The organism is Comamonas piscis, from assembly GCF_014109725.1.
Classification (GTDB): domain Bacteria; phylum Pseudomonadota; class Gammaproteobacteria; order Burkholderiales; family Burkholderiaceae_C; genus Comamonas; species Comamonas piscis.
In genome coordinates this window covers 2287304-2312851 of record NZ_CP058554.1, presented here as the reverse complement: position 1 = coordinate 2312851, position 25548 = coordinate 2287304, and the positions used below count along the sequence as shown (strand labels likewise).

Here is a 25548-nt window from a genome sequence, read left to right as displayed (position 1 = left end):
TAAACTGCCAGGAGGTAGTTCATGGTTTCATGCGAAGATCGAATTCGAACCGTTGAGCTCTACATCAAGCTGGAAAAGCGCGTCCTGCCCACCATCCGGCAGCTGGGTGTTAGTGCCGATGCAAATCTGATCAGGTAAACCACAAAGTGCCGACGCAAAATTGACCAGGGTGTTCCACTGACCTGCTGAAACTTTCAGCAGGGGATTCAAGGTGATCACCATGGACATGATTGGCAAGGTCAGGCGCATGAAGCTGCGTGACCAACTCTCCCTCAGCGAGATCGCGAGACGCACTGGCCTTGCTCGCAATACCGTCAAGAAGTGGCTCAAGGCACCCGGCGACGTCGTGCCTAAGTATGAGCGGATCAAGCAGGCTGGAAAGCTCACTGCTTTCGAGCCCATCTTGCAGCAAGCCCTCTCAGCCGACAGTCACCGCCCTAAGCAAGGCAGGCGCAACGGCCGTGCCCTGTTTGCCCAGATCCAGGCTCAAGGTTACCGAGGTGGATACCGTCACGGACTACATCCGCCGCTGGCGAGTCGAATCAGCATCAAGCCCCACTAAGGCCTTCGTACCGCTGAGTTTCGAGCTGGGTGAGGCCTTCCAGTTCGACTGGAGCGATGAGGCCATGGTCATTGGTGGGGTGTTCTACAACGTTCAGGTGGCGCATTTGAAGCTGTGCGCCAGTCGTGCCTTCTGGTTAGTGGCCTATCCCAGCCAGAGTCACGAGATGCTATTCGACGCGCACACCCGATCATTCCAGGCGCTAGTCGGTGTCACTCGGCGGGGCATTTACGACAACATGCGCACTGCCGTAGACAAGGTCCAGCGCGGTAAAAAACGTGTCGTCAATGCGCGGTTTGCCGCTATGTGCAGCCACTACCTGTTTGATCCTGACTTCTGCAATGTCGCTTCGGGTTGGGAGAAAGGTGTCGTCGAGAAGAATGTGCAAGACAGCCGCCGGCGCATCTGGATCGAGGCAAGTACACGGCGCTTTGGCTCCTTCATAGAACTCAATGCTTGGCTGGCAGAGCGCTGTCGATCAGTGTGGGCCGATACCGCGCATCCCATCCATCGCCAGTTCACAGTCGCAGAGATGTGGGAGTTGGAGAAAGGCCATCTAATGTCCATGCCTGCACCATTCGACGGCTACGTCGAACGGCTAGCCCGGGTGAGCAGCACTTGCTTGGTGACTGCAACTCGCAATCGCTATTCCGTGCCATGTGAATGGGCTGGCCATATCGTCAGCACCCGGGTCTATCCTGATCGAATCGATGTGGCTGCGGGTGATTGCGTAGTGGCAAGCCACGCACGCCTGCCGGGCAGTGGCCAGACCAGTTATGACTGGCAGCACTATATCGAGCTGGTCCAGCGCAAGCCAGGCGCTTTGCGCAATGGCACGCCATTCCTGGACTTACCAGCGCCGCTGCTGCGTTTGCGCCAGTCGTTACTGCGGCATTCCGATGGAGATAGGGTGATGGCTCAGGTTCTGGCCGTGGTGCCACAAGCTGGGCTTGAAGCGGTATTGGTGGCGGTCGAGTTGGTGCTAGAAGGCATGGCACCAAGTGGCAGCATCAGCGTAGAGCATGTGCGCAATGTGCTGGCCCGCTTAAACACGCCTGCAGCCCCTGATCAGGCGCAAACATCACTACGACTGCGCGAGGCACCAATCGCCGACACCGCACGCTATGACCGCTTGCGACCAACTCACTTGGACCATCTGAATGGACAGGAGATCAATCATGCGTGAACCCTCTACCGATGTGCAGACGCAATTGAAGAGTCTGCGCTTGAACGGAATGGCCACCGCCTGGGCCGATCTGACCGAGCAAGGGGGCGATACCACCTTGGCTGCATCTCGCTGGTTGGTGGAGCACCTGCTTCAAGCCGAGCACGCAGATCGCGTTATGCGCTCCATTGCTCACCAGATGAAGTCTGCGCGCTTTCCTGTGCATCGAGATCTGGCTGGGTTTGACTTCACGGTCTCGCAAGTTGACCAGAGGTTGGTTCAAAAGCTCTCAGACCTATCGTTCACGCAGGATTCTCAAAACGTAGTGTTGATCGGTGGTCCTGGCACTGGCAAAACGCATCTGGCCACGGCACTGGGCATATCGGGGTTGAGCAGACATGGCAAACGAGTGCGCTTCTACTCGACGGTTGATCTAGTCAATGCGCTGGAGCAGGAGAAAGCACAAGGGCGGGCTGGGCGGATTGCGATGAGCCTGATGCGTATGGACTTGGTCGTGCTGGACGAGCTGGGCTACTTGCCGTTCAGCCAAGCTGGAGGTGCTCTGCTATTCCACCTGCTGTCCAAACTGTACGAGCACACCAGCGTGCTCATCACCACCAACCTGACGTTTGCCGAATGGTCCAGTGTGTTTGGCGATGCCAAATTGACCACGGCCCTGCTAGATCGACTGACCCACCACTGCCACATCATCGAGACAGGAAACGAGTCCTATCGGTTCCGGCATAGCACGCACGAAGCCAAGGGGCGGATCAAGACAAGAGAGCAAAGCAGGAAAGCTGCAGCAGTTCAGGCTACGGGAAACACGGTAGGGAGCTCACCAGAAGAGTTGCCAGTGGACCTAGAAGAGGTAAAGAAGGAGTAGCCAATGAGGTAAACAGCCTATAGTTATTCACAAGCGGTCATCTCAAACGCTGCTCCAGTACCTGGTCAAAGCTCGATTGGCACTGCTGGTCAAGATTGCATCGGCCCTAACAGTGCCCGGTCTGTGCTACCAAATCATGCGTGTCTACGCACGACGGTGCCGAGGCCGAGTTCCTGACCAGAAAATGCCGCATCGCGGGTATTTCGCATCGGTTCGCCGCCGGCTACCGTTTCGCAGATGAGAACCACACTGGCCGCCAGGCATACGGGCAGGGCTGCCAGATGACTCCAGGTATTGAACCGTTCGCCGGGCTGGCCCCAAACGGAAGGGCCGTGCGGCGAGCCTGACTGCAAATCTTGCATGGAGCCTCCTGGCGCATGGCTGAGCAACGCCGGGCGTGGTGGCCCGACTCGGCCACCTTACGGCCTAGACGTGACAGGGCAATGATGGCAACGGACACGCTGGAGAGCCCGTCCACCGGACACTACATGACGCGAAGCGCTAAATTGAAACATCAGACCTTGAAACCATCCTCAAACCATCCATATAGATGGCATAAGGATGTTCCATGGCCACAATCACCTCCACCCCTCGCGCGAGCGAATCCGAGAAGCTCACCATCAATCTGGGCTATGTCGACCTGGGCCAAATCGACCTGCTGGTCGCCGAGGGCTTCTACGCAAACCGCAGTGATTTCATCCGTACAGCGATACGCAACCACCTGCGCAGCCACGCGGACGCGTTGCAACAGGTCGTCGCCCGCAAGATGCTGGTCCTGGGTATGCAGCATTTCTCCCAGGCCGATCTCATGCGGGTGCAGGCTGCCGGGGAAAAGCTGCAGATCCGGGTGCTGGGCTTGGCCAGCATCGCGCAGGACGTGCCTGCGCAGCTGGCCGCAGAAACCATCGAATCCATCACGGTGCTGGGAGCTCTCCAGGCCAGCCCCGCCGTTCGTGCCGCTCTGGCCGGCCGCATTACCTGAGAACCATTCCATGAAACCGCTTTTTCACGACATGCTGGGCGAGGCTACACGCCTGACGCGCACTGGCAATTTGCTGGAAGCAACCGAGCTGATTCAGCGCACGTTGCGAGGCGAAAGCGCGCACGCGCCCCACGGCAAGACAGCCGCAACCAGTCCTACGAAAGAAGGCTGGATCATCGATGTCGAAGCCCGTTTCATCGACGATGCTCCTGAGCTCGCCGTGCCTGCGGGCTCATCGCAGGCAGACACGTCCGGCGACGAGCAATGGCTGCGCGGCAGCTACTCGCACGGAGGCCGGCAGCTGGCCTATCGGCTGTATGTGCCGCCAGGCAGTGCACTTGAAGCGGGGCCTCGGCCGCTCGTCCTCATGCTGCACGGTTGCACCCAAGGGCCGGAAGACTTCGCCGTTGGCACGCGCATGAATGACCAGGCACGCAGGGCCGGTGTATTGGTGCTCTATCCTGAACAAACACAGCATGCGAACTCGCAAAAATGCTGGAACTGGTTCAAGGCCCAGCATCAGCAGCGAGGCCGGGGCGAGCCAGCACTGCTGGCAGGCCTCACACGCCAGATGGTGGCTGACCATGGCGCGGACGCATCGCGTGTCTATGTCGCCGGACTATCGGCTGGAGGTGCAATGGCGGACATATTGGGACGCACCTATCCTGAGCTGTTCGCCGCCGTGGGTGTGCATTCGGGCTTGCCCGCCGGTGCTGCGTCCAATCTGCCATCAGCCCTCGAGGCGATGCGAAGAGGCGCAGCATCAGGCTCGGCCAGCGGTCCCAGCGTATGTCCAGTGATCGTGTTTCACGGCGATGCCGACAAGACGGTGCACCACGAGAACGGCGCGGCCGTGGTGAATGCTGCACGCAGCGCGCAAAGTCCCCAAAGCGCACCTCGCGTCATCCAGGGCCATTCGCCGAACCGCCAGCGATTCACCCGCTCTGCCTATGTCGCGGCCGACGGAAGTACCGCCATTGAACACTGGCAACTGCATGGCGCAGGCCACGCATGGTCCGGCGGCAGCTCAGAGGGCAGCTACACCACGCCAGGAGGAGTCGACGCCAGCGCCGAGATGCTGCGCTTCTTCCTTTCGCACAAGTGTGCTCACGGCTGACCGAGGGACAGCTTTTACGCAAGCTGAAGTGGCGCTATCGACCCACAGCAGACCGTTAGATCTAGGAAAAGCGGTCATTCAGGCCGATAGATACTGAGCAATTTCGGCCACAGTGTTCCGAGCTGTGCGCATAACTCCGATGAGCGTGGCCGACGCAGGTCCGGTCCACTCTCCGTAGCCCACCAGCCATAAACCTGGAACGCCACGCACCTGTGTGCCGTCCACCGCGACCTTGGACTCTTTGACAACACCAAGAGTCTCCAGAGGCTGCAACGCTGGCCTGAAGCCGGTACACCAGATGATCGCGTCGAAGGGCTTGGAGTTTCCGTCGCACCATCGAGCCCCGTCCGCCGTGAGGCTCTCAAACGGGCCTACAGACTGCAGCACGCCGCGATGGCGTGCACGGAGAACCGGGGGCACCATCACGATGTCACCAAAGCCGCCTGGCAGGTTCTCGAGATCTTTGCCCTCCTGCAACGCCTGCCAGCGGGCAGTGGCTCTCTCGAAGAGCACTCGCCCATCGACTTCGTCCGGTAAAAAGGCTGGTGGCTCCGACGTCACCCAGGTCGTAGACTGCGCAACAAGCGAGACTTCCGCCAGAATCTGTGCACCGGAGTTTCCGCCGCCGACCACCATAACCCTCTTGCCTTTAAATGGCTCAGAAGACACGTACTGCGCCGAGTGCAACTGCAGCCCCTTGAAGGATGCCGCACCCTCAACCTCGGGAACAATCGGATTTCTCCATGTTCCCGTGGCAAGCACAACTGCACGTGCATACCACCTTCTCCCTCCGGCATTGACTTGGAAGACTTGCTCTGTAGATTCAATGCCCGTGACGCGAACCGGCCTCTCGATGTTGAATTGATAGCGTGCTTCGTACTTGCGTAGATATTCGATCACATGGTCACGATTTGGATACTGCTCACCGGCAGCTGGCATCGGCCATCCCGCGATCGAGCTCCAGGCGGCGGGAGAAAAAAGTCTCAGAGAATCCCATCCATGCTGCCAGGCTCCGCCTCCAGCGTCCTCTGCATCAAGTAGAAAAACTGACAGATTAGTGCGACGAAGGAAGTACGCCACCGATAGACCCGCTTGACCTGCTCCGACGATGATCACATCGTGTAACGACATCGCTGATATCCTTTTCGGGGTTATTGCTGTGGGCTCATACGCATCGACCAAAGAGCCACAAAGGCGCTGATCAGAGACTGCGCTTGTCAGTGCGAGCGTACCGGTTCTATGCCATCTTTATCGTTTAGATGCTGCGCTGGTTGACCCGCTTGGACAGCTCTTCGGCGCTTTGTCGGCGCTCGCTATAGCGATCCACTAGGTAGTCCGAACAGTCTCTCGTCAGCAGCGTGAACTTGACCAGCTCTTCCATCACGTCCACTACCCGTTCGAAATAAGAGGAAGGCTTCATCCGGCCAGCCTCATCGAACTCCGCGAATGCCTTGGCTACGGATGACTGATTGGGGATGGTGATCATGCGCATCCAGCGGCCCAGGACCCGCATCTGGTTGACGGCATTGAAGGACTGGGAGCCACCGGAGACTTGCATCACCGCCAGCGTTTTACCTTGTGTCGGTCGCACAGCGCCGACAGACAAAGGAATCCAGTCAATCTGCGCTTTGAGAATGCTGGTCATGGCACCGTGGCGCTCTGGAGAGGTCCAGACCATGCCTTCTGCCCATTGAGCCAGTTCGCGCAATTCCTTGACCTTCGGGTGATCGTCAGGGGCACCATCGGGCAGTGGCAGGCCACTCGGATCGAAGATCCTGGTCTCGGCACCCATCCTGCGCAGCAGGCGCGACGCCTCTTCAGTCAGCAGTCGGCTGTAGGAGCGGTCGCGAACCGAGCCATACAACAGCAGAATGCGTGGCGCATGCGCCGCACGTTTTGCGGGCAAAAGGCCTTCTAGGGTGGGCTTTTCAAAGACTTTTTCGTCTAAATTCGGTAGATCAGAGCTTGCCAATTCGATTTCCTTTCGAGTCGATGACGGCTTCCCCGTCTTCTTTGGAGAATGCGGTCTGTTGAGGCTGCGGCAGGATGTCCAGAACAGCCTCCGAGGGGCGGCACAATCGAGTCCCCAAAGGGGTGACTACGATCGGACGATTTATCAGGATGGGGTGCTGGAGCATGAAATCAATCAATTGCTCATCCGTCCATTTGAGCTCGCCCAAGCCAAATTCGTCGTACGGCGTGCCTTTTTGACGCATCACATCCCGCACCGGAGTTCCAATGGCCTGGATCAGGCCCACCAACGTGGTGCGGTCAGGAGGCGTTTTGAGGTACTCAACGACCGTGGGCTCCTCTCCGCTGTTGCGGATCAGTGCTAGGACATTGCGGGAGGTGCCGCAAGCAGGGTTGTGGTAAATCGTGATGTCGCTCATAGCGGTAGATTTCCTTTGCTAAGGTTATGAGGCCACGCTGAGCCGCAGGGCCAGCGCTGCAAGTGTGATGAGCAGCACGGGCATGGTCAGCACCGCACCGACTTTGAAGTAGTAGCCCCAGCCAATGGTCGTGCCCTTCTTGGCGAGCACATGGAGCCAAAGCAATGTGGCCAGGCTGCCAATAGGCGTGATCTTGGGGCCAAGATCGCAGCCAATCACATTGGCGTACACCATGGCTTCCTTAACTACCCCGCTAGCCGTAGACGCATCGATGGACAAGGCTCCGATCAGCACCGTGGGCATGTTGTTCATGATGGAGGACAGTACTGCAGAGAGCACTCCTGTGCCCAGCGATGCGGTCCATATACCACCGGCTGCAAATTGATTCAGCAGGATGGCGATGTAATCTGTGAGGCCCGCGTTGCGCAGTCCGTAGACAACCAGGTACATGCCCAGCGAGAACACCACGATCTGCCACGGAGCGCCATGGAGCACTTTCTTCGTGCTGATGACATGGCCACGCGCAGCCACCGCCAGCAAGATCGCGGCTCCTGCGGCAGCTACGGCACTGACGGGAACGCCCAGTGGCTCCAGCGCGAAGAAGCCCACCATAAGCAAGATCAGCACGACCCAGCCAGCCCGGAACGTGGCCAGATCCTTGATGGCAGCAGAGGGCTGCTTGAGCTGGCCCACGTCGTAGGAAGAAGGAATATCGCGCCGGAAAAAGAGCAACAGCACGCCGAGGCTAGCCAGGACCGATACGATGTTGACCGGCACCATCACCGATGCATAGTCGTTGAAGCCGATTTTGAAAAAGTCGGCGGATACGATGTTCACCAGATTGGAGACGATCAGCGGCAGGCTCGCAGTGTCCGCAATAAAACCGGCAGCCATAACAAACGCTAGCGTTGCTGCTGGAGAAAAGCCCAGCGCTACAAGCATAGCCATCACTATGGGCGTGAGGATCAGGGCCGTTCCATCATTGGCAAAAATAGCAGAGACGGCGGCTCCCAAAAGCACTATGAGAGCAAATAGCTTGACGCCACTGCCGCCGCCCCATCGCGCAAAATGCAATGCTGCCCATTCGAAGAAACCAGCTTCATCGAGCAAAAGGCTGATGATGATGACGGCGACAAAGGTCCCCGTGGCATTCCAGACAATTTGCCAGACTATAGGAATATCAGCAAAGTGCACGACTCCCAGCAGAAGCGCGGTACCGGAACCAATCAAGGCGCTCCAGCCAATACCTAGTCCGCGTGGCTGCCAGATAACCAGCGTGAGTGTGAAGATGAAAATCAGGATAGCCGTCAACATGACGCATGGGTCCTAGAAAAAGCTTTGAGTCGACGTTGGTGGCTCCCGCAACGTGCGAGGGCCTTCGAGAAGTGCTGTCGCAATCCAGACTCTGGTTCAGGATGGCAGTTGGAGAGTTGGGATTTAGTGTGCCGAAAGCTCTCGCGCCGTTGTCTGCAGCACTGCTTGCTCCAGCTTTTGGGTCGGAAGGTTTACCAATAATTCCAGGCGATGACGGATCATGTGCATGGTCTGGCGGAAAGCTTCCAGCTTCGCGTCAACAGGGGCACCACCTTCATATGGGTCCCGGTAGCCCCAATGGGCTGTGGCGGGATGACCAGGCCAGAACGGGCAAACTTCCCCTGCAGCGTTGTCACAGACGGTGATGATCAAGTCCATGTGTGGTGCGCTGGGCACTGCAAATTCATCCCAGCTCTTGCTGCGCAGACCTTCCACTGACACTCCTGCCATTTGAAGCACTTGGAGAGCTTGTGGATTAGGTTGCTGATTCTCTCGGGGACTGCTTCCTGCTGAGTAAGCCTTGAAGCGGCCCTGCCCCATATCGTTCAGCAGGGCTTCAGCCAAGATGCTGCGAGCTGAGTTGTGCGTGCATAGGAACAATACGTTCAGCGGAGCTTTTTGATCATGCATGGCGTTTAGTCAAGGGTTGGAGGGATGGAGAATATTGCCTAGCAGTCACATGAAGTTGCTGTGGCATCAAGGCAAACCGCGCCTTGACAGCAGTTTTCGGTGAGATATGCCAGAAGGTCATTCATGACGGGGAATGCTGCGCGATAGAGCACATTTCGCCCATGCCGTTCTTGGCTAACCAGATCAGCATGGAAAAGCTCTTTGAGATGAAAGGACAGTGCGTTCGGTGCGATCCCGAGCTGTTCAGCCAATGCGCTAGGCGTCAGGCCTTCGGCACCGGCCACCACAAGGGCGCGAAATACGCGCAATCGGGCCTCATGAGCTAGAGCGGAGAGTGAGCGGATGACGTTTACTTCTTGCATCTCACAATAATACATCAATTGTTGAATAAATGATTGATATGAACTATGAGTGAGCAATGGAAGCTAGCGGTGCCCAGCCTCAACTGACTGCTTGTGGCCGAATTGAGGCATCGTACCAGCAGCTCCAAGTGGCGGCGCATGACTGTTGCTGCTCGACACTGCTGATTGACGCCCTGAGAGATCACTATGGCCTGCCCGAGTTACTCGCACAGTTGGATCTCGCACGCAACTCCTACTTCTATCATCGAGCGCGCGCAGCGTACACGTCCGCTACGGGAAAGGGCGAGAGACCGGAGTGGGTCGACAGCCCCCGTTCCAGAACTCAGATCAGTAGGTCCTGGCCGAGGCTTGGGACTCGCCGGGGCGACATAACGAATTGTTAAATGGCGAGCAGGGGCTAACGGGCTGCTTCGCAGCCGCCGCAAAAAAGCCCTCCGATGAGGGCTCGCAGATCAACTCGGTTTCCGTTGACGCATGAGGCTCATGGATTTGCCCACAGCCCCAGAGATCAGGAGCAGGCCCAAGTCGCCCAGTGTCAGCACTGGTAGAGGACTAAGTCATCAGTGACTTCTTTGTTTGGACCAGATCTTTTTTTCTTGGCCCCGGTAGGAAAGTTCGATTCCATCGTAGTTGGGGCGCCCCGACCACACAGAACGCGCTGGTTGCGCGCCATTCTTGTAAGTGATTCTTTCGCTTTCAAGCCGGGTCTTTTGAATCTCCGACAACCTAGCTGGGTCAGCTTTAAAGTTCAGCTTCATAGTCAATGCGTCCTGTTGCTCGTTTGCTGTCCTGCTTGATCTCACGTACTGTGGCCTCATAGCGAGATCAAATAAATTTCGTGTAATAGCTCTGTCACGCGCCGTTCTGCTTGCAGTTGGTGGCTTCTGGCTTTCCACCCTTCAACCTGAACGGCTGTTTGACTTCTTGCCACGCGCCGCGTATTTCGTGCTCCAAGTCGACCAATAAATACCTCGAAAGATCTCTTCATTCCTAGTTCTCTTGAAAAGCAGAAGCACCATGTTTGGTGCTTCTGCCATGCCGTGGGAGGCCCACCTTCAATCGCTCTCCGATGAGCGCAGCTACGTCACAGCGCTAAGAACGCTTGCTGGCCTTGCTCTTGATCCTGTTTCTCCTTTTCCGAAGGCGTCTTTGGACCTTGTTCTTGAGGAGACGGGATGGCAGCTACAGCAAGATTTATCTTGGCCTTGTCCCAAAAAGATGCGGGTGGATAGGCTGAGAATTTGAACATTTAGACCTCCGGTCTATTGCGGCGAATCAAGATGGATTGCCTTGACCCACAGTACGCCTTTTAATGACCTTATACGAAGCGTGCCAAAAATTTACATCGGACGAGTGATCCGCGACTGGATGAGTAGATCCATTGGGAGCGCGTTTAGAGCCTACTTGTAGGACGCCAGTCCGGCCACGCTTGATGAGCGGCCAGATGAGTTAACCTGTTTACCGACTGTGATCACCGACAACGTTATGACCTATGGACAAATTTTGCTTTTTTTCGTCATGTGCTGGCTGTCGTACTTTGTGTACTGGCTTCTCTCACGAGGACCTCCGTTTGCCTTCAAGCTCCACCGTCGTTCACATAAGGGGCCGATCAATCTAAAAAATCTCACTTCAAAAAAGCATTGGGCAAGAGGGGAGGCGGTAAAGGTTGCTGACGATGGCACACAAACTTCGAACCTCTATCGCGTTGCAGGAAATACTTTTGGTGAAGCGGCCAACCGACAGTGCATCGCATTCCTCTTGCCTGAACAGAGTCAGCAAAATTTTCAACAAGCAGTTTCCGTGGTTGTAGATGGGCTGCGCATTGGCAATCTGTCAACGAGAGATCTGATTCCATTTCGAGTCATGCTGCGAGATGCCAGATTAGATGCTCAGGTCACCTCATGTCATGCTTACATCGGGGGTGGCGGCACTGCGTTAGATGGCAAAAAACAGCGCTATTCCATTTCTCTAGATGTGGACTGGTTTGAAGCGTAAGCCCTCGGTCACAAGACTTGGGTTTCCCGCCCGGATCCGGTCCGGGCAGGCGCGCTGGCATTCAAACCAGCGTTGCCATTCCTGTTCTTGGTCGCATTCGCCTCACCACTTCGGCCTTGAGAGTCTGCAACAAACCTGACTCAAGCACATACAACAGATGGGGTCGCGGAGCTCACGGTGGACGCTGAGGCACAGGGACCGCGAGCGGTGGGGGCGGTAACAGCGGTGGCGCCGGAATTAAGGAACGCTGCGGCGGTGGCGGTGGCGGTGGCGGTGGCGGTGGCGGTGGCGGTGGCGGTGGCGGTGGCGCTGACGGAGGTTGGGGCACAGACATCAACAGGACAAGTGTTAGTTGCGCCTGTCCAAATGGAATAGACAGTTCTGAACGGCAATGAACGAAGAGCAAGTGCAAGTGCACGCAAGAGCGATGTCGGCAATGCTGTAGTTCGGCGATGCGATAAAGGTGACTTGGCTCAGGCGGTTGACGTTCAGCGTCGGCTGCTGCTCTGAAAGCCGTTTCAGGGACGGCTAGAACATCGCTGCGCGGATGACCGATATGCGGTGGATAACGAACGCGTGCAATGAATCGAAGGGTGGCAGCAATCGCTGCAATGCAGTCATCTGCATGCCCTATTTAGGGAAACTACAAATCCTGGTGCAAAAACAAAAGGCCGCAAACCTAAGTTTGCAGCCTTTGCTCTTTGTGGTACTTTAAGTGGTACAAAATTCAAAATCTCTTGCAAGTCTTTGAATTTCAAGCCATCTTGGCGGAAACGGAGGGATTCGAACCCTCGATGAGGCTCTACACCCCATACTCCCTTAGCAGGGGAGCACCTTCGGCCACTCGGTCACGTTTCCAATACAGCTATTCTAACCTGAAAATTTAGGCCGATTTGGAAACTTCTTCAGAATCCAGACCAAATGCGGTGTGCAGTGCACGAACGGCCAGCTCCAGGTACTTCTCGTCGATCACGACCGAGGTCTTGATTTCGGAGGTGGAGATCATCTGGATGTTGATGCCCTCTTCGGCCAGCGCGCGGAACATGGTCGATGCGACGCCCACGTGGCTGCGCATGCCGATACCGACGATGCTCACCTTGCAGATGTTGGGATTGCCGATGACTTCATCAGCACCCAGCTTGGGCAGCACTTCTTCGCGCAACAGCTCAACGGTGCGGTTGAAGTCGCCCTGGTTGACGGTGAAGCTGAAGTCGGTCTTGCCGTCCTTGCCGATGTTTTGCAGGATCACGTCCACATCGATGTTGGCGTCTGCCACCGGGCCCAGGATCTGGTAGGCAATGCCGGGGGTGTCTGGCACGCCACGGACGGAGATTTTGGCTTCGCTGCGGTTGAAAGCGATGCCCGATACGAGGGCCTTTTCCATCTTTTCGTCTTCCTCAAATGTGATCAGAGTGCCGGATTTGGCCTCTTCATCCAATGCAATATCCCAGGGCGTGAAGCTGGACAGCACACGCATTGGCACTTTGTACTTGCCGGCAAATTCCACCGAGCGGATCTGCAGCACCTTGGAGCCCAGGCTCGCCATCTCCAGCATTTCTTCAAAGCTGACGGTTTTGAGGCGCTGCGCGGCCGACACCACGCGTGGGTCGGTGGTGTAGACACCATCAACGTCGGTGTAGATCAGGCATTCAGCGGCCTTGAGGGCAGCGGCCACGGCGACAGCCGAGGTGTCCGAACCACCACGGCCCAGGGTGGTGATATTGCCGTTGGCATCAATACCCTGGAAGCCCGTCACGATGACCACGCGGCCGGCATCCAGATCGGCCCGCACGCGCTGGTCGTCGATCGACTCAATGCGTGCCTTGGTGTAGCTGTCGTCGGTACGCACCGGCACTTGCCAGCCGGCGTAGCTCACCGAGGGCATGCCTTCGGCCTGCAGCGCAATGGCCAGCAAGGCGGACGAAGCCTGCTCGCCGGTAGCGGCCAGCATGTCCAACTCGCGGTAATAGGATTTGTCTGCGCGACTGGGTGCCAGCTCACTGGCGAGGCCCAACAGACGGTTGGTTTCGCCACTCATGGCGCTAGGCACCACCACCATCTGGTGGCCAGCCCTTGCCCACTTGGCGACGCGTTTGGCGACATTGCGGATGCGCTCGGGGGAGCCCATCGACGTGCCGCCGTACTTATGAACGATCAGTGCCATTGAATATCACGATGACGAAACACGAAGCTCGGCGTTGATGCAAAGTGTTTTGGCACGCCGTCGGAATCGTACATTAGTCAGACCAAAACTGGCGGATTGTACCAATCGATGACATCTCTGTGGCGCTGTATATACCCACGGCCCACTTTTATATGGATTTGGTGGCCCCGCGTGGTGCAGCGCTGAAGTTGCAGCAGCAGTTGCGCCAGCTGCGCAGCGCTGGGGGTTTGGCCATGGACCGTGCGCAGCCAGTAGCGCAACACATTGGTCATGCGCGCCTCGGTCAGCTTCTGCAGCGCGCGGATGCGCGGCGGCGCGCCGGTGGCCTGCAGGTCGATCTGCGCCAGGTCATCGAGCAGCTCGGCCGCTTGAGCCGCATTGGCGCTGCTGCGTGCTACCGTCTGCGCGATCTGCGGAAAGGCTTGCGCCAAGCCGGGCATCACTTGGTTGCGAATGCGGTTGCGCGTGTAGCGGGTGTCGCTGTTAGTGGGGTCTTCCACCCAGCTGATACCCAATGCAGTCAAATCAGCACGGATTTGCGCGCTGCCCAGCACCAGGTAAGGCCGCGCCCAATGCAGCCCCGCCCGCGCCCACTGCGGACGCATGCCTGCCAAACCGGCAACGCCGGCACCGCGTGACAGCGCCAGCACGACGGTCTCCACCTGGTCATCGGCATGCTGGGCCAGCGCCATGGTCTGGATACCGCCCTCCCCGCCTTCAGCAACCGCCAATGCAGCCTGGGCCAGCGCCTGGTAGCGGGCAATGCGCGCTGCATCCTCCGGGCTTTGGCCGGGTTGCGCATGGGCATTCACCGCCACCACCTGCAAGGGCACAGCCCAAGCAGCACATTGGGCGCGGCAATGCGCCTCAAAAACGCTAGCCGCTGCCTGCAGCCCGTGGTTGATGTGGATGGCCTGCACCTGGCCGGGAAAGCGCTGCAGGCAGGCCCAGAGCAAGGCGGTGGAATCGGCACCGCCGCTGTAGGCAACGGCCAGCGGCAAGGCGGGCTGCCAGCCGTTCAGCGCTGCAGCAATAGCGGGCTCAGCCATGGCGCAGCCCCCATAGCAAAAAGCCTCCGCGAAGGGAGGCTTGGCAGCAGCAGCGGCGCAGCATCAGCGGCCGGCAGCAGGCATCAGTTTTCTGCTTTGGTGTCCGAGAAACGGCCATAGCTTTGCAGACGGGCATAACGGCGGTCGAGCAGCTCGGCAGGCTTCAAGTCGGCCAGCTGGCGGAAGGCATCGCTCAGGCCACGCTTGAGCAGCGCTGCCATTTGCTTGTGGTCGCGCTGGGCGCCGCCCACCGGCTCATGGATGATCTTGTCGATAAGGCCCAAGGCCTTGAGGCGGTGCGCGGTGATGCCCATGGCATCAGCCGCTTCCTGGGCCTTCTCGCTGGTCTTCCACAGAATGGAGGCACAGCCTTCAGGGCTGATGGTCGAGTACACCGAGTACTGCAGCATCAGCACCTGGTCGGCCACCGAGATACCCAGCGCGCCGCCCGAGCCACCTTCACCGATGATGGTGGAGATGATCGGCACTTCCAGCTGCGCCATTTCGTAGATATTGCGGCCAATGGCTTCGGACTGGCCGCGCTCTTCAGCCTCAATACCGGGGTAGGCGCCAGGCGTATCGACAAAGGTGAACACCGGCAGCTTGAACTTCTCGGCGGTCTTCATCAGGCGCAGCGCCTTGCGGTAGCCCTCGGGCTTGCTCATGCCAAAGTTGCGCAAGGTGCGCTCCTTGGTGTCGCGGCCCTTTTGGTGGCCCACCACCATGCAGGCATTGCCATTGAAGCGCGCCAGGCCGCCCACGATGGACAGGTCATCGGCAAAGTGCCGGTCGCCATGCATCTCGACGAAATCGGTAAAGATCTCGTTGACATAGTCCAGGGTGTAAGGACGCTCGGGATGGCGCGCGATCTTGGTGATCTGCCAGGGTGAGAGTTCGCTGTAGATGTCCTTGGTCAGCTGCTGGCTTTTCTTGCTGAGCTGGTCAATCTCTTCAGAGATATCGACTGCGCTTTCGCTTTGCACATAGCGCAGTTCATCAATTTTGGTTTCCAGCTCCGCAATCGGTTGCTCGAAATCCAGGAAGGTTCTTTTCGCCAAAATGATTCTCCTCGGGAAGCGCCGCAAGCAGCCTTCTCATAACGACCGACAGTGTAACCGCATGCGGCCAAGCCCGGTCAATCTGCATCCTGCCCCAGTGGCATGGCATTTTGGGACCGCCAAATCAGCCAGGCCGCCACGCTGGCCCAGGGCTGCCAGGCCTGGGCCACCTCGCGCGCATCGCTGCGGCTGACTGCCTCACCCGAAAAATAATGGTCGCTGATGCCCTGCAGCAGCGCTGCATCATCAATGGCCAGCACATTGGGCCGCCCCAGGTGGAACAGCAAAAACATCTCGGCGCCCCAACGGGCCAAACCGCGCTGCGCCATCAGCTGCTCGATGACAGCGTCATCATCCATATGCACCCAGGACAGCGCGTCCTTGGGCTCTTGCACAAACCAGGCGGCCAAATCGCGCAGATAGCCCAGCTTGCGCTGCGGCAGGCGCATGGCCTTGGCCGCCTCATCGCTGAGCGCCAGCAAGCCTTTGGGCGTGGTGGCTCCCGGCACGGCCATCAGCCGTTTCCACAACTGCCGCGCTGATGTTTCGGACAGCTGCTGCCACACGACGGAGCGCATCAGCAACGCAAAGCCATCGGCTTCGCGGCGCAGCATCTCCCTGGCGTACAGAGGCACCAGCCGGCGCATCACCCGGTCCTTGCGGGCCAGGTGTTTGCAGGCGACGGCCCAATCGTCCGCTGACAGCGGCTTGTTGCTGATACCAGGCATGCGGCTAGAAAGAGGGATTGGACGCTACAGGCAGGATGGCCAGACACAGCTTGCGCATCAAGCGCCCGCCTGCACCACGGTCCAGGTCGTCCCCTGCGCCGAATCCTTGAGCTCCACCCCTTGTGCCAACAGCTCGGCGCGGATGCGGTCGGATTCCGCATAGTTCTTGGCCGCCTTGGCGGCAGCTCGCAGTGCAATCTGCGCCTCTACATGAGCGGCATCCACCGTGGCGCCGGCTTGCAGGTAGGCAGCAGGGTCGGCTTGCAGCAGGCCCAAGGTAGCAGCCAGCGCTTTGAGCAAGCCAGCCACCGTAGACGATTGGCTGCGGTTGACTTCGGCAGCCAGCTCAAACAGCACGGCCACCGCTTCGGGCGTGCCAAAGTCCTCGTCCATCGCCGCCTTGAAGCGCGCTGCGCTCGGGTGGCTCCAGTCGATGGTCACCGGCTCGGCGGCCACCAGGCTCAGCGCGGTGTAGAGGCGCTTGAGCGCATTGCGGGCATCGTCCAGGTGTACATCGCTGTAATTGAGCGGGCTACGGTAGTGGCTGCGCACCACAAAGAAGCGGATGGTCTCGGCGTCGTAGCGCTTGAGCACATCGCGGATCGTGAAGAAGTTGCCCAAGGACTTGGACATCTTCTCGTTGTCGACATTGATAAAGCCGTTGTGCATCCACAGCTTGGCCAGCTGCTTGTCGTGCGCGCCTTCGCTTTGGGCAATCTCGTTCTCGTGGTGGGGGAACTGCAGGTCAGCGCCGCCGCCATGGATGTCGAAGGTTTCGCCCAGCAGCGCGCAGCTCATCGCCGAGCATTCGATATGCCAGCCAGGGCGGCCGGTGCCATAGCTGCTCTGCCACTTGGCCTCGTCGGGCTCGGTGGGCTTGGCGCTCTTCCACAGCACAAAATCCAGTGGGTCTTGCTTGCCGTCCTGCACGGCCACGCGCTCGCCCGCATTCAGCTCATCGAGCGACTTGCCCGACAGCTTGCCGTAGCCGGCAAACTTGCGCACGGCATAGTTCACATCACCGCCCTCGGTGCGGTAGGCCAGGCCTTTTTCTTCCAACTGCGAGATGATGGACAGCATTTGCGGCACGTATTCGGTAGCGCGCGGCTCATGCGTGGGCCGTTCAATGCCCAGCGCATCGGCATCCTGGTGCAGGGCCGCAATCATGCGGTCGGTCAGGCTGCGGATGGTCTCGCCGTTTTCCACGGCGCGGCGAATGATCTTGTCTTCAATGTCAGTGACATTGCGCACATAGGTCACCTTGAGGCCGCTGACGCGCAACCAGCGCTGCACCACATCAAACGCCAGCATCGAGCGCGCATGTCCCAGATGACAGAGGTCATAGACCGTCATGCCGCATACATACATGCGGACATGGCCCTGCTCAATCGGAACAAATGACTCCAGCGCACGCGAAAGCGTGTTGTAGATGCGCAAACTCATGAAAAATTAGCGTGGTAGTGGTTGAGAGAGGGAAAGACGCCTGGCGTCCCATCCCGATCCGCGCCCCTCCCCCAAGGAGAGGGTTTGCAGGGGATCTGGATGCACAGCAGCCCGGCATGGATCGCCGAACGGTGTATGGTAGCTGAAGCCCGGCCCCCATGCCCTGGAAACCCTGGCCGCCCGCCGTTCAGGGGCGCAAGCCCCCTCAGCTACAATGCGCTGCAGTATAAGCCTGCAGGCCCTTTGCACGCGCCCAGCGCGCCCGAACCCTATGAAGTTAGTCAGTTGCCTTTTCTCCCCCCTGGTGCCACGTGCCGCGCTGCTTGCGCTGGCGCTCAGCTGCAGCGCCGCCTACGCAGACGATTACGCTGCGGTGGAAAAGCTGATCCAGTCCGGCCAAACCGCGCTGGCCCTGGAGCAGCTGGAGCCCAAGATCCAGCAAGCGCCGCGCGATCCGCAATGGCGCTTTTTGCAGGGTGTGGCCCAGATGAACGCCGGCCAGCGCGACGAGGCCACCGCCACCTTTGAAAAGCTGGTGCAGGAATACCCCGAACTGCCCGAGCCCTACAACAACCTGGCCGTGCTCTACGCCCAGAACAACCAGCTGGAAAAAGCCAGCCGCGCGCTGCAAGATGCCGTGCGCGCCAACCCCGGTTATTCCACCGCTTATGAGAACCTGGGCGATATCTACATACGCCTGGCCGAGCAGGCACTGAGCAAGGCCAGCAGCCTGGCGCCGGCCCAGCAAAGCCGCTTGCAACCCAAGATCAGCAGCCTGCGCCTGTTGGTAACCCGGGCCCAGCCCGCGGCTGCTGCAGCGCCAGCCGCCGCCGCACCCGCTGCCCCGGCAGCGGCAGCGGCGACCGACGCAAAAAAGTAAAGGCCCTGCCTTGAATCTTGCACCGTTGGCCCTCAACTCGGTGCAACGCACACCGTGCAATGGCCCATGATTTGCGCGCAGCGCAGCATGCCTTGCGGACCCCGCAGCGCCCTGCGCTGGCCATCTACCGTATTCGACGACAGAGGAAACCGATGCCTTCCAAACGACACACCCTTTCCATTCTGGGCGGCCTGGCACTGGCCGGCGGCATGTTGCTGACCAGCGCTGCGCAAGCCGCTGACCATCCCCGCGTGAAGCTGGCCACCTCGATGGGCGACATCGTGGTGGAGCTGAATCCGGAAAAGGCCCCCAAGACGGTGGCCAACTTCCTGCAGTACGTGAACGACAAGTTCTATGACGGCACCATCTTCCACCGGGTAATCGGCAACTTCATGATCCAGGGCGGTGGCTTCACCCCCGACATGCAGCAAAAGCCTGCGCGCTCGCCAATCGCGCTGGAGGCCAACAACGGCCTCAAGAACAACACCTACACCGTGGCGATGGCCCGCACCGCCGTGCCCGACTCGGCCACCGCACAGTTCTTCATCAATGTGCAGAACAACGAATCGCTGAACGCCCCCAACCCCGATGGCCATGGCTACGCGGTGTTTGGCAAGGTCGTCAGCGGCAATGATGTGGTCGACAAGATCAAGGCGGTGCAAACCGGCAATGCCGGCCCGCACCAGAACGTGCCCAAGACCCCGGTCATCATCAAGTCGGCCACCGTCGTCAAGTAAATGGCCTTGCAGCGGGCTTTAACCCCAAGCCCGCTGCACCCTTCCCACCTTTCTCAACAGGAAAAACACCATGACCAATCCACAAGTTGAACTGCACATCAAAGACCACGGCGTGATCACGCTGGAGCTGGATGCAGAAAAAGCCCCCAAGTCCACCGAGAACTTCCTGAGCTACGTCAAGAGCGGCCACTATGACGGCACGATCTTCCACCGCGTGATCAACAGCTTCATGGTTCAAGGTGGCGGCTTTGCATCGGGCATGGACCAAAAGTCCACCCAAGCCCCCATCCAGAACGAAGCCCAAAACGGCTTGAAGAACGACGAGTACACCGTGGCGATGGCCCGCACCAGCGATCCTCACTCGGCTACCGCCCAGTTCTTCATCAACGTGGCCAAGAACGACTTCCTGAACCACACCTCGCCTACGCCTAGCGGCTGGGGCTATGCCGTGTTCGGCAAGGTGGTCGGCGGCAACGACGTGGTCGACAAGCTCAAGGCTGTCAAGACCGGCTCCAAGGGCATGCACCAAGATGTGCCTAAGGACGAGCTGCTGATCGAAAAGGCTGTGGCCCTGTAATAGGCCGCGACCATTTGCATGGACAGCCCGACCGACTCTAGCGCCGCAAACCCTCATGAGGCATTGCGTGCCCAGTTGGCCACCACGGCAGTCCATGCCTTCGCTGCGCCCCCCGCCTGGCGCAGCATCGAATTCATCTCCGATCTGCATCTGCAACCCCAGCTGCCACTGACCTGGCAGAGCTGGCAGCATTACTTGCAAGCCAGTACGGCCGATGCGATCTTTATGCTGGGCGACCTGTTTGAAGCCTGGGTGGGCGACGATGCCCTGGACGAAGTCGGCAGCTTTGAGGCCGAATGCGCCCAGACCCTGCAACAGGCCAGCAGCCAGCGCGCCCTCTTCTTCATGCATGGCAACCGCGACTTTTTGGTAGGCGCGCAGTTTGCCGAGCGCACCGGCATGCAATTGCTGCCCGATCCCAGCTGCATTGCGTTTCTGGGCCAGCGCTGGCTGCTCAGCCATGGCGATGCACTTTGCGTGGAAGATACCGAATACCAGCGCTTTAGAGCCATGGCACGCAGCCCCGCCTGGCAGCAGCAGATTCTGGCCCAACCGCTGGCCCAGCGCCGCCAGCTGGCGGGCGCCATGCGCAACCAGAGTGAGGCGCGCCGCATGCGCGAAGTGATCACCGCTGATGTGGACACCCAAGCGGCCCTGGCCTGGTTGCATTCCGCCCATGCCCCGACCCTGATCCACGGCCACACCCACCGCCCTGCCAGCCACCCCTTGGATGCCGAGCACCAGCGCGTGGTGCTGACCGATTGGGACACCGACCTGGAACCCGCCCGCGCCGAAGTGCTGCGCATGGATGCTGCGGGCCTGCAGCGCATTGCGCTGAACGACTATCTAGCGCGGCCACCACAGCCCGGCGCCTGCTAACCAATGGCCTGGCTGCACCGCACCTGGTCACGCCTGCGCGCACTGGCGCGGCCCGTGCCTGAGATCCCCGCGACCCTGTGGCTACAGGTGCTGCAAAAATACCCCTTTTTCCAAGCGCTGTCGCTTGAAGAAAAAGCCAAGTTGCGGGCGCTCAGCGCGCTGTTTCTGCGCCAAAAACAATTCTCGGGCGCCCATGGTCTGGTGGTGAGCGACGCGATGGCGCTGACCATTGCCGCGCAGGCCTGTGTGCCCCTGCTCCACCGTGGCGAGGCAGAGCAAGCCATCGCCCTCTACGATGATTTTGTCGGAATCGTCGTGCATCCCGGCACCATGGTGGCCGCCAGAGATATGCATGATGAGGCCGGCCTTATCTCGCACCGGCGCATGATGCTAGAGGGCGAGGCCATGCAGCATGGCCCCGTCACCCTCAGCTGGGCTGCGATTGCCCAAGACCCTTTGCAGCAAAACGAGCGCGGCACCAGCGTCGTCATCCACGAGTTTTGCCACAAGATCGATATGCGCAATGGCGGTGCCGATGGCTACCCCTCGCTGCCCGGCCATTTTCTGGGCCTGGCCAGCGCGGCAGAGGCACGCCAGACCTGGGAGCGCACCTGGGCATCGTCCTTCCAGGCCTTTGGCCACGCGATTGCCAAAGCGCAGCGCTTTGGCGAGCCGGCCCCCTGGCTCGACAGCTATGGCGCAACGGCCCCGGCCGAGTTTTTTGCAGTGGCCTGCGAGGCCTTCTTTGTCAACCGCAGCCACTTCGCGCAGGAATGGCCGCAGCTCGACCGCATGCTGGCCGGGCTGTTCCGCCCTGACGCGGGCTAAGCACTCAAGAATTTAGACGCGCTGCGCCTGTGTCAGCGCCTGCAGCCAAGCCATGCTGTCCTGCAGCTCTTGCGGGTGCAGCTCATGGCGGCAGGGGTACTCGTGGTAGGCCAGCTCAACAGGCATCGCTTGCAGCGCCGTGCGGATCGCATGGGCCTGCGCCAGCGGAATCACATTGTCGGCAGTGCCATGGCTGATCCAGGCTTTGCGCCCTGCCAATTGCTCGGGAGCGACCTGCTCCGCCGCAATCTCCGGCAACAGACGGCTGTGCCACACCATGATCGCCTGCAGCATTTGCGGCTGGGTTAGCAGCGCGGACAGCGACATGATGCCGCCCTGGCTAAAGCCACCCACTACCACCCGCTCGGCCGGTATGTTCAAGGCCTGGGCCGCCTCGGCACAGGTCTGGGCGACGAGCGCGCGGCTGGCTTTTTCCTGCGCGGTGTCGATGGTGCGGCTGCCATCGGGGTTCACGCCAAACTGGAACCAGGCATAGCTGCTGGGGCCCAAGGTGTAGGGCGCACGCAAGCTCAGCACATGGAAGGCTGGCGGCACCATGCCGGCCAGGCCAAACAGATCTTGCTCATTGCTGCCCACGCCATGCATCAGCACCAGCAGCCAGGGAGCAGAGGTATCAGGCGCGGCGGCGCGGTACAGGTGGTGAAGGGGGAGATTCAACATGGCAGCCTTGGTCGAAAAAATGGCTGCATCGTACCGCAGCCATGTTGATTGCGCTGGGCAGGTTTATTGTTTGGGGTGCTTGGCCACCCAGGCGAGGAAGTGGTCCATATAGCCACGCAAAAACTTTTCGCTGGCCTCCGCCACCTTGCCGTCAGCGCTCACCAGGCGATCGGTCCAGCGGATAAAACCTTCAGGCTGCGCCATCGCGGGCATATCCAGAAACACGATGATATTGCGCAGATGCTGCTGGGCCATCGAGGTCGCCGGGCCGCCTGTTGAGGTGCCGATGATGCCAGCAGGGATGCCGTTCCAGGCGCCACTGCCATAAGGGCGGCTGGCGCCGTCGAGCGCGTTTTTCAGGTAAGCCGGTACCGAGCGGTTGTGCTCGGGCGTCACCAGCAAAATGCCGTCTTTGCCGCGCACCTTGTCTTTGAAGGCGGTAAAGGCTGCCGGGTAGGCATCGGCATCATCATCGCGGTTGTAGATGGGCAAGCCGCTCAGATCGAGGAACTCGAAGTCCGCCTGGTCTTGCACCAGGTTCACCAGGCCATGGGCCAGTTGTTTGTTGATGGAGGTCTTGCTGTTGCTGCCAACGATCACGCCGATTTTGGGTTTTGCCACGGTCATTCTCACTTTCCAGACTTGCAGAGGGGATGAAACTTTCTGGTTATACCCCGGCTTTACGACCTGCCATGTAGGCCAAGGCGCGCAGCGCTGCCGCCCTTACCGCCGCCCTCATCCCCGGCAGGCTTGGGCCGCATCCAGCGTCCATACCTGCGCGCTACCCAAGTGCAAGGCAGGCGCTGCGGCAACCAGCCCCGGCCATCGCCGCTGCGCAGCTTCGGCACTGCCCACAACCCACAGGCGCTGCTGAGGATGCGCGCAGGCATAGGCTTGCAGGCCCTGGGTATCCAGCAGCAGCGTGCTACCCAACCCCGGGGCAAATGCAGCGGCATCCGTCAACTCCTTCTTCCAGTTGTCGGCCTGCTGGCCTTCGGTGTTCCAGTCATCCACCACCAAGGGCGCAGCCATCGCGGGCAGGTAAAACGGCACTTCGTAGTACAGATGCTCCAGCATCACCAGCCGGTCGGCCGATTGGACTGGCAGGCTGCGCAATGCCCGCCATTGGGCCTTGGCAGGCACTGCCACCGTGCCCAGCACCACCGCCAACACCACACACAACAGCGCGGCCAAGGCTACCATGCGCCGACCCCAGCGCTGCCAGCCAGCGGCTTGCACCAGGCGCACCACCGCATAGGCCAGCGGCGGCAGCGCAGGCAGCACATAGCCAACAATTTTGCTGTGCGGCACCGAGAAGAACAGCACGATGACGGCAAACCAGACCAGCATCAGCCGGTCCAGGCTCCGCACCAAAGACGGCGCTGCTGGCCGTGCTGCGCGTGGTTGGCGCCTCCAGCTGCGCCAGCCAGCAACAAGGCCCCAGGCCGTCCAGGGCAAGGCCGCCAGCGCAATCACGGCGCCATAAAACCACCAGGGCTGCGGGTTGTTAAAGCTGCTGCCGGTGTAGCGCTGAAAGTGCTGGGTCACAAAAAAATAATGGAAGAAGCCGCTATGGCGCTGCTGCGCCATCCACACCCAGGGCCCCGCTATCAGCAGCACGGGCAACCAGGCTGCTGCATGCAGCGGCAGCCACCATTGGCGCCAACGCCGCTCCCACACCAGCCAGATAGCCCAGACCATGCCGGGCAGCACCAGCGCGATCAGGCCCTTGGCTAAAAAGCCCAGTCCGGCCCAGGCGCTGGCACTCGCCAACCAAGCGATCCAATTACTGCGACTGGCGCCTTTGGCCGCTTCCAAGGTCGCCATCGCCGCACTGCAGATGCAGGCCGTCAAGCAGCCGGCCAACAGCATGTCCATATTCGCGTACTGCGCTGCCATATAGGTGTAGGGCATGGTCACCAGCACCACGGCAGCGGCGACAGCCACCGATTGGCTGGCATAGCGCTTGAGCAAGACCAACAAGGACATAGCAGCCAGCCATGCGCCCAGCAGCGACGGCAGGCGCGCTACCCATTCGTGCACGCCGGCTATCTGGTAGCCCGTGGCAGCCAGCCAGTAGTACAGCGGCGGCTTGTGGAAAAACGGCAGGCCGTTGAGCGCAGGCGTTACCCAATCACCACTGCGCAGCATCTGCAAGGCAGCCACCGCATAGCGCCCCTCATCAGGATCGCTGAGCGGCCGCAGCCAGGACAGCGCCAGCAGCCACACTGCCACCAACACCCCCATGCGTGCCTCGATCGCCCAGGCAAAGCGGGCGGGCACTGCGCGCGCAGTAGCGAGCGTGTTCATGCCTTACTCCACCGATGCGGGCAGTGACGATGGGCGTGGCGCGGCGGCGTCTTGCAGAGCCTGATCCACAGGCTCTTGCACCACCGGCCCGGCATGCCGCCACAGCCAACCGTACAACAGCGCAATCACCCCGCCCAGCGCAGCGCCGGCAGCAATATCGAGCGGAAAATGCACACCGCTGTACACACGGCCCCAGCTCACCGCCAGCGCCACGGCCACAATGGCTGCGCCGCCCAGGCGCAGCTGCCGCAGCCAGAGCAGGCAAAAGCCCAGGGTAAAGAGTGAACTGGCATGCGCGCTCGGGAGCGAGCCCCGCGCGGCATGCTCAATATAGGCAGGGCTCAGCCCCATCACAAAGGGGCGCGGATGCCCCAGCCAGATAGCGAGCCGGTGCGCCAGCAACACGGCAGCGGCGCAGCACAGCATGCTGCCCAGCAGGTACAGGCGGTCAGCCGGCCGCCTCCACCACAGCCAGAGCAAGGCGGCACCTGCCAGCGCAACGCCATCCATGCCCAGCCAGCGGGCCAGCTCCAACACCCAGGCCGTCGGCGCAAAGCCCCCGGCCATCCATGCAAACCATTGCAGATTCAGTTCTTCCATCGCAAGCCCCAAAAGCAGAAGGCCGCTCTGGATGGGTGTTCACCCAGCAACAGCGCAATCTGTACGTTGGCACTGTGGCGGGCGGAGCTTACCGATGTCTTAATGCATGAAAAAAAAGCGGTGGACACATAAGAGCCACTAAGACGACCCAGCAAACCGCAGGTTTGCGGTTGAGACTAGGCGTCCCCGACTAGGCGCCCTGCCGCAGGCAGTA

The 25548-nt window shown here is 60.0% G+C and carries 27 protein-coding genes, 1 tRNA gene and 1 pseudogene; 10 read left to right on the top strand and 19 right to left on the bottom strand.

Annotated features, from left to right (window positions below; translation table 11 throughout):
* Positions 1 to 27: 27 nt before the first annotated feature.
* Complete coding sequence (locus HS961_RS10350) at positions 28 to 222, bottom strand: hypothetical protein (RefSeq protein ID WP_182328418.1); 195 nt, start codon at positions 220 to 222, stop codon at positions 28 to 30.
* Between HS961_RS10350 and istA the strand changes: the two are divergent.
* Both istA and istB read left to right on the top strand, forming a co-directional pair.
* Positions 221 to 1748 (top strand): annotated as a pseudogene (gene istA, locus HS961_RS10345) (IS21 family transposase). The gene HS961_RS10350 and the pseudogene istA overlap by 2 nt on opposite strands.
* On the top strand, positions 1741 to 2610 hold the full coding sequence (istB, locus tag HS961_RS10340; protein ID WP_182327668.1) for an IS21-like element helper ATPase IstB: 870 nt from the start codon (positions 1741 to 1743) through the stop codon (positions 2608 to 2610). Before istA ends, istB begins: the two are co-directional and overlap by 8 nt.
* Before the next feature lie 134 nt (positions 2611 to 2744).
* Here the strand turns inward: istB and HS961_RS10335 are convergent, their stop codons facing one another.
* The gene (locus tag HS961_RS10335; RefSeq protein ID WP_238347885.1) at positions 2745 to 2972 is read right to left on the bottom strand and encodes a hemolysin III family protein; all 228 of its coding nucleotides are present in this window, start codon (positions 2970 to 2972) and stop codon (positions 2745 to 2747) included.
* Positions 2973 to 3178: 206 nt separating this feature from the next.
* Here HS961_RS10335 and HS961_RS10330 point away from each other — a divergent pair, with 206 nt between their 5' ends.
* Positions 3179 to 3592: a CopG family transcriptional regulator gene (locus HS961_RS10330; RefSeq protein ID WP_182327666.1), complete on the top strand. Its 414-nt coding sequence runs from the start codon at positions 3179 to 3181 to the stop codon at positions 3590 to 3592.
* Between the two features lie 10 nt (positions 3593 to 3602).
* Entirely contained in the window at positions 3603 to 4709 is a 1107-nt protein-coding gene (locus HS961_RS10325) for an alpha/beta hydrolase family esterase (protein WP_182327664.1), read from the top strand.
* Between the two features lie 78 nt (positions 4710 to 4787).
* Here HS961_RS10325 and HS961_RS10320 read toward each other — a convergent pair whose 3' ends face one another.
* From HS961_RS10320 to HS961_RS10290, 7 genes are all read right to left on the bottom strand, one after another.
* A complete protein-coding gene (locus HS961_RS10320; RefSeq protein WP_182327663.1) occupies positions 4788 to 5840 on the bottom strand; it encodes an ArsO family NAD(P)H-dependent flavin-containing monooxygenase in 1053 nt (350 codons plus the stop codon).
* A gap of 124 nt (positions 5841 to 5964) precedes the next feature.
* Positions 5965 to 6681: an arsenical resistance protein ArsH gene (gene arsH, locus HS961_RS10315; RefSeq protein WP_182327661.1), complete on the bottom strand. Its 717-nt coding sequence runs from the start codon at positions 6679 to 6681 to the stop codon at positions 5965 to 5967.
* Entirely contained in the window at positions 6668 to 7099 is a 432-nt protein-coding gene (gene arsC / locus HS961_RS10310) for an arsenate reductase (glutaredoxin) (protein WP_182327660.1), read from the bottom strand. Before arsC ends, arsH begins: the two co-directional genes overlap by 14 nt.
* Before the next feature lie 24 nt (positions 7100 to 7123).
* Positions 7124 to 8413: an arsenic transporter gene (locus tag HS961_RS10305; protein WP_182327658.1), complete on the bottom strand. Its 1290-nt coding sequence runs from the start codon at positions 8411 to 8413 to the stop codon at positions 7124 to 7126.
* 123 nt (positions 8414 to 8536) lie between these two features.
* Positions 8537 to 9043 carry an arsenate reductase ArsC gene (locus HS961_RS10300; RefSeq protein WP_182327656.1) on the bottom strand — a complete coding sequence of 169 codons (507 nt, stop codon included), beginning with the start codon at positions 9041 to 9043 and terminating at the stop codon, positions 8537 to 8539.
* Between the two features lie 38 nt (positions 9044 to 9081).
* Entirely contained in the window at positions 9082 to 9405 is a 324-nt protein-coding gene (locus HS961_RS10295) for an ArsR/SmtB family transcription factor (RefSeq protein ID WP_182327654.1), read from the bottom strand.
* A gap of 1084 nt (positions 9406 to 10489) precedes the next feature.
* Positions 10490 to 10654: a hypothetical protein gene (locus HS961_RS10290; RefSeq protein ID WP_182327652.1), complete on the bottom strand. Its 165-nt coding sequence runs from the start codon at positions 10652 to 10654 to the stop codon at positions 10490 to 10492.
* 218 nt (positions 10655 to 10872) lie between these two features.
* On the opposite strand from HS961_RS10290, the gene HS961_RS10285 reads away from it, so the two are divergent.
* Positions 10873 to 11400: a hypothetical protein gene (locus HS961_RS10285; protein WP_182327650.1), complete on the top strand. Its 528-nt coding sequence runs from the start codon at positions 10873 to 10875 to the stop codon at positions 11398 to 11400.
* A gap of 765 nt (positions 11401 to 12165) precedes the next feature.
* Here the strand turns inward: HS961_RS10285 and HS961_RS10280 are convergent.
* The 6 genes from HS961_RS10280 to cysS form a co-directional block, all read right to left on the bottom strand.
* Positions 12166 to 12258 (bottom strand) — tRNA-Ser (locus tag HS961_RS10280).
* Between the two features lie 25 nt (positions 12259 to 12283).
* On the bottom strand, positions 12284 to 13564 hold the full coding sequence (locus HS961_RS10275) for an aspartate kinase (RefSeq protein WP_182327649.1): 1281 nt from the start codon (positions 13562 to 13564) through the stop codon (positions 12284 to 12286).
* 77 nt (positions 13565 to 13641) lie between these two features.
* Positions 13642 to 14613: a tRNA lysidine(34) synthetase TilS gene (tilS, locus tag HS961_RS10270; RefSeq protein ID WP_182327647.1), complete on the bottom strand. Its 972-nt coding sequence runs from the start codon at positions 14611 to 14613 to the stop codon at positions 13642 to 13644.
* Between the two features lie 83 nt (positions 14614 to 14696).
* A complete protein-coding gene (locus HS961_RS10265) occupies positions 14697 to 15671 on the bottom strand; it encodes an acetyl-CoA carboxylase carboxyltransferase subunit alpha (RefSeq protein WP_182327645.1) in 975 nt (324 codons plus the stop codon).
* A gap of 77 nt (positions 15672 to 15748) precedes the next feature.
* Entirely contained in the window at positions 15749 to 16399 is a 651-nt protein-coding gene (locus HS961_RS10260; protein ID WP_182327643.1) for a DNA-3-methyladenine glycosylase family protein, read from the bottom strand.
* 57 nt (positions 16400 to 16456) lie between these two features.
* Complete coding sequence (cysS, locus tag HS961_RS10255) at positions 16457 to 17842, bottom strand: cysteine--tRNA ligase (protein WP_182327641.1); 1386 nt, start codon at positions 17840 to 17842, stop codon at positions 16457 to 16459.
* A 271-nt stretch (positions 17843 to 18113) separates the two neighbouring features.
* Between cysS and HS961_RS10250 the strand changes: the two genes are divergently transcribed.
* The 5 genes from HS961_RS10250 to HS961_RS10230 all read left to right on the top strand — a co-directional run bounded on the left by HS961_RS10250 (position 18114) and on the right by HS961_RS10230 (position 21743).
* Positions 18114 to 18722, top strand: coding sequence for a tetratricopeptide repeat protein (locus HS961_RS10250; RefSeq protein WP_182327639.1), 609 nt, complete (start codon positions 18114 to 18116; stop codon positions 18720 to 18722).
* 152 nt (positions 18723 to 18874) lie between these two features.
* Positions 18875 to 19459 carry a peptidylprolyl isomerase gene (locus HS961_RS10245; protein WP_182327638.1) on the top strand — a complete coding sequence of 195 codons (585 nt, stop codon included), beginning with the start codon at positions 18875 to 18877 and terminating at the stop codon, positions 19457 to 19459.
* Between the two features lie 70 nt (positions 19460 to 19529).
* The gene (locus HS961_RS10240; protein WP_182327636.1) at positions 19530 to 20036 is read left to right on the top strand and encodes a peptidylprolyl isomerase; all 507 of its coding nucleotides are present in this window, start codon (positions 19530 to 19532) and stop codon (positions 20034 to 20036) included.
* A 63-nt stretch (positions 20037 to 20099) separates the two neighbouring features.
* The gene (locus HS961_RS10235; protein ID WP_238347884.1) at positions 20100 to 20915 is read left to right on the top strand and encodes a UDP-2,3-diacylglucosamine diphosphatase; all 816 of its coding nucleotides are present in this window, start codon (positions 20100 to 20102) and stop codon (positions 20913 to 20915) included.
* 3 nt (positions 20916 to 20918) lie between these two features.
* Entirely contained in the window at positions 20919 to 21743 is an 825-nt protein-coding gene (locus HS961_RS10230) for a zinc-dependent peptidase (protein ID WP_182327633.1), read from the top strand.
* Between the two features lie 12 nt (positions 21744 to 21755).
* Here HS961_RS10230 and HS961_RS10225 read toward each other — a convergent pair whose 3' ends face one another.
* The 4 genes from HS961_RS10225 to HS961_RS10210 form a co-directional block, all read right to left on the bottom strand.
* Complete coding sequence (locus HS961_RS10225; protein ID WP_182327631.1) at positions 21756 to 22424, bottom strand: alpha/beta hydrolase; 669 nt, start codon at positions 22422 to 22424, stop codon at positions 21756 to 21758.
* Between the two features lie 63 nt (positions 22425 to 22487).
* The gene (locus HS961_RS10220) at positions 22488 to 23045 is read right to left on the bottom strand and encodes an NADPH-dependent FMN reductase (RefSeq protein ID WP_182327629.1); all 558 of its coding nucleotides are present in this window, start codon (positions 23043 to 23045) and stop codon (positions 22488 to 22490) included.
* A 114-nt stretch (positions 23046 to 23159) separates the two neighbouring features.
* Positions 23160 to 24734, bottom strand: a complete 1575-nt coding sequence (locus HS961_RS10215) for an ArnT family glycosyltransferase (RefSeq protein WP_182327627.1) — start codon at positions 24732 to 24734, stop codon at positions 23160 to 23162.
* Positions 24735 to 24737: 3 nt separating this feature from the next.
* Entirely contained in the window at positions 24738 to 25334 is a 597-nt protein-coding gene (locus tag HS961_RS10210; RefSeq protein ID WP_182327625.1) for a phosphatase PAP2 family protein, read from the bottom strand.
* Positions 25335 to 25548: the final 214 nt, after the last annotated feature.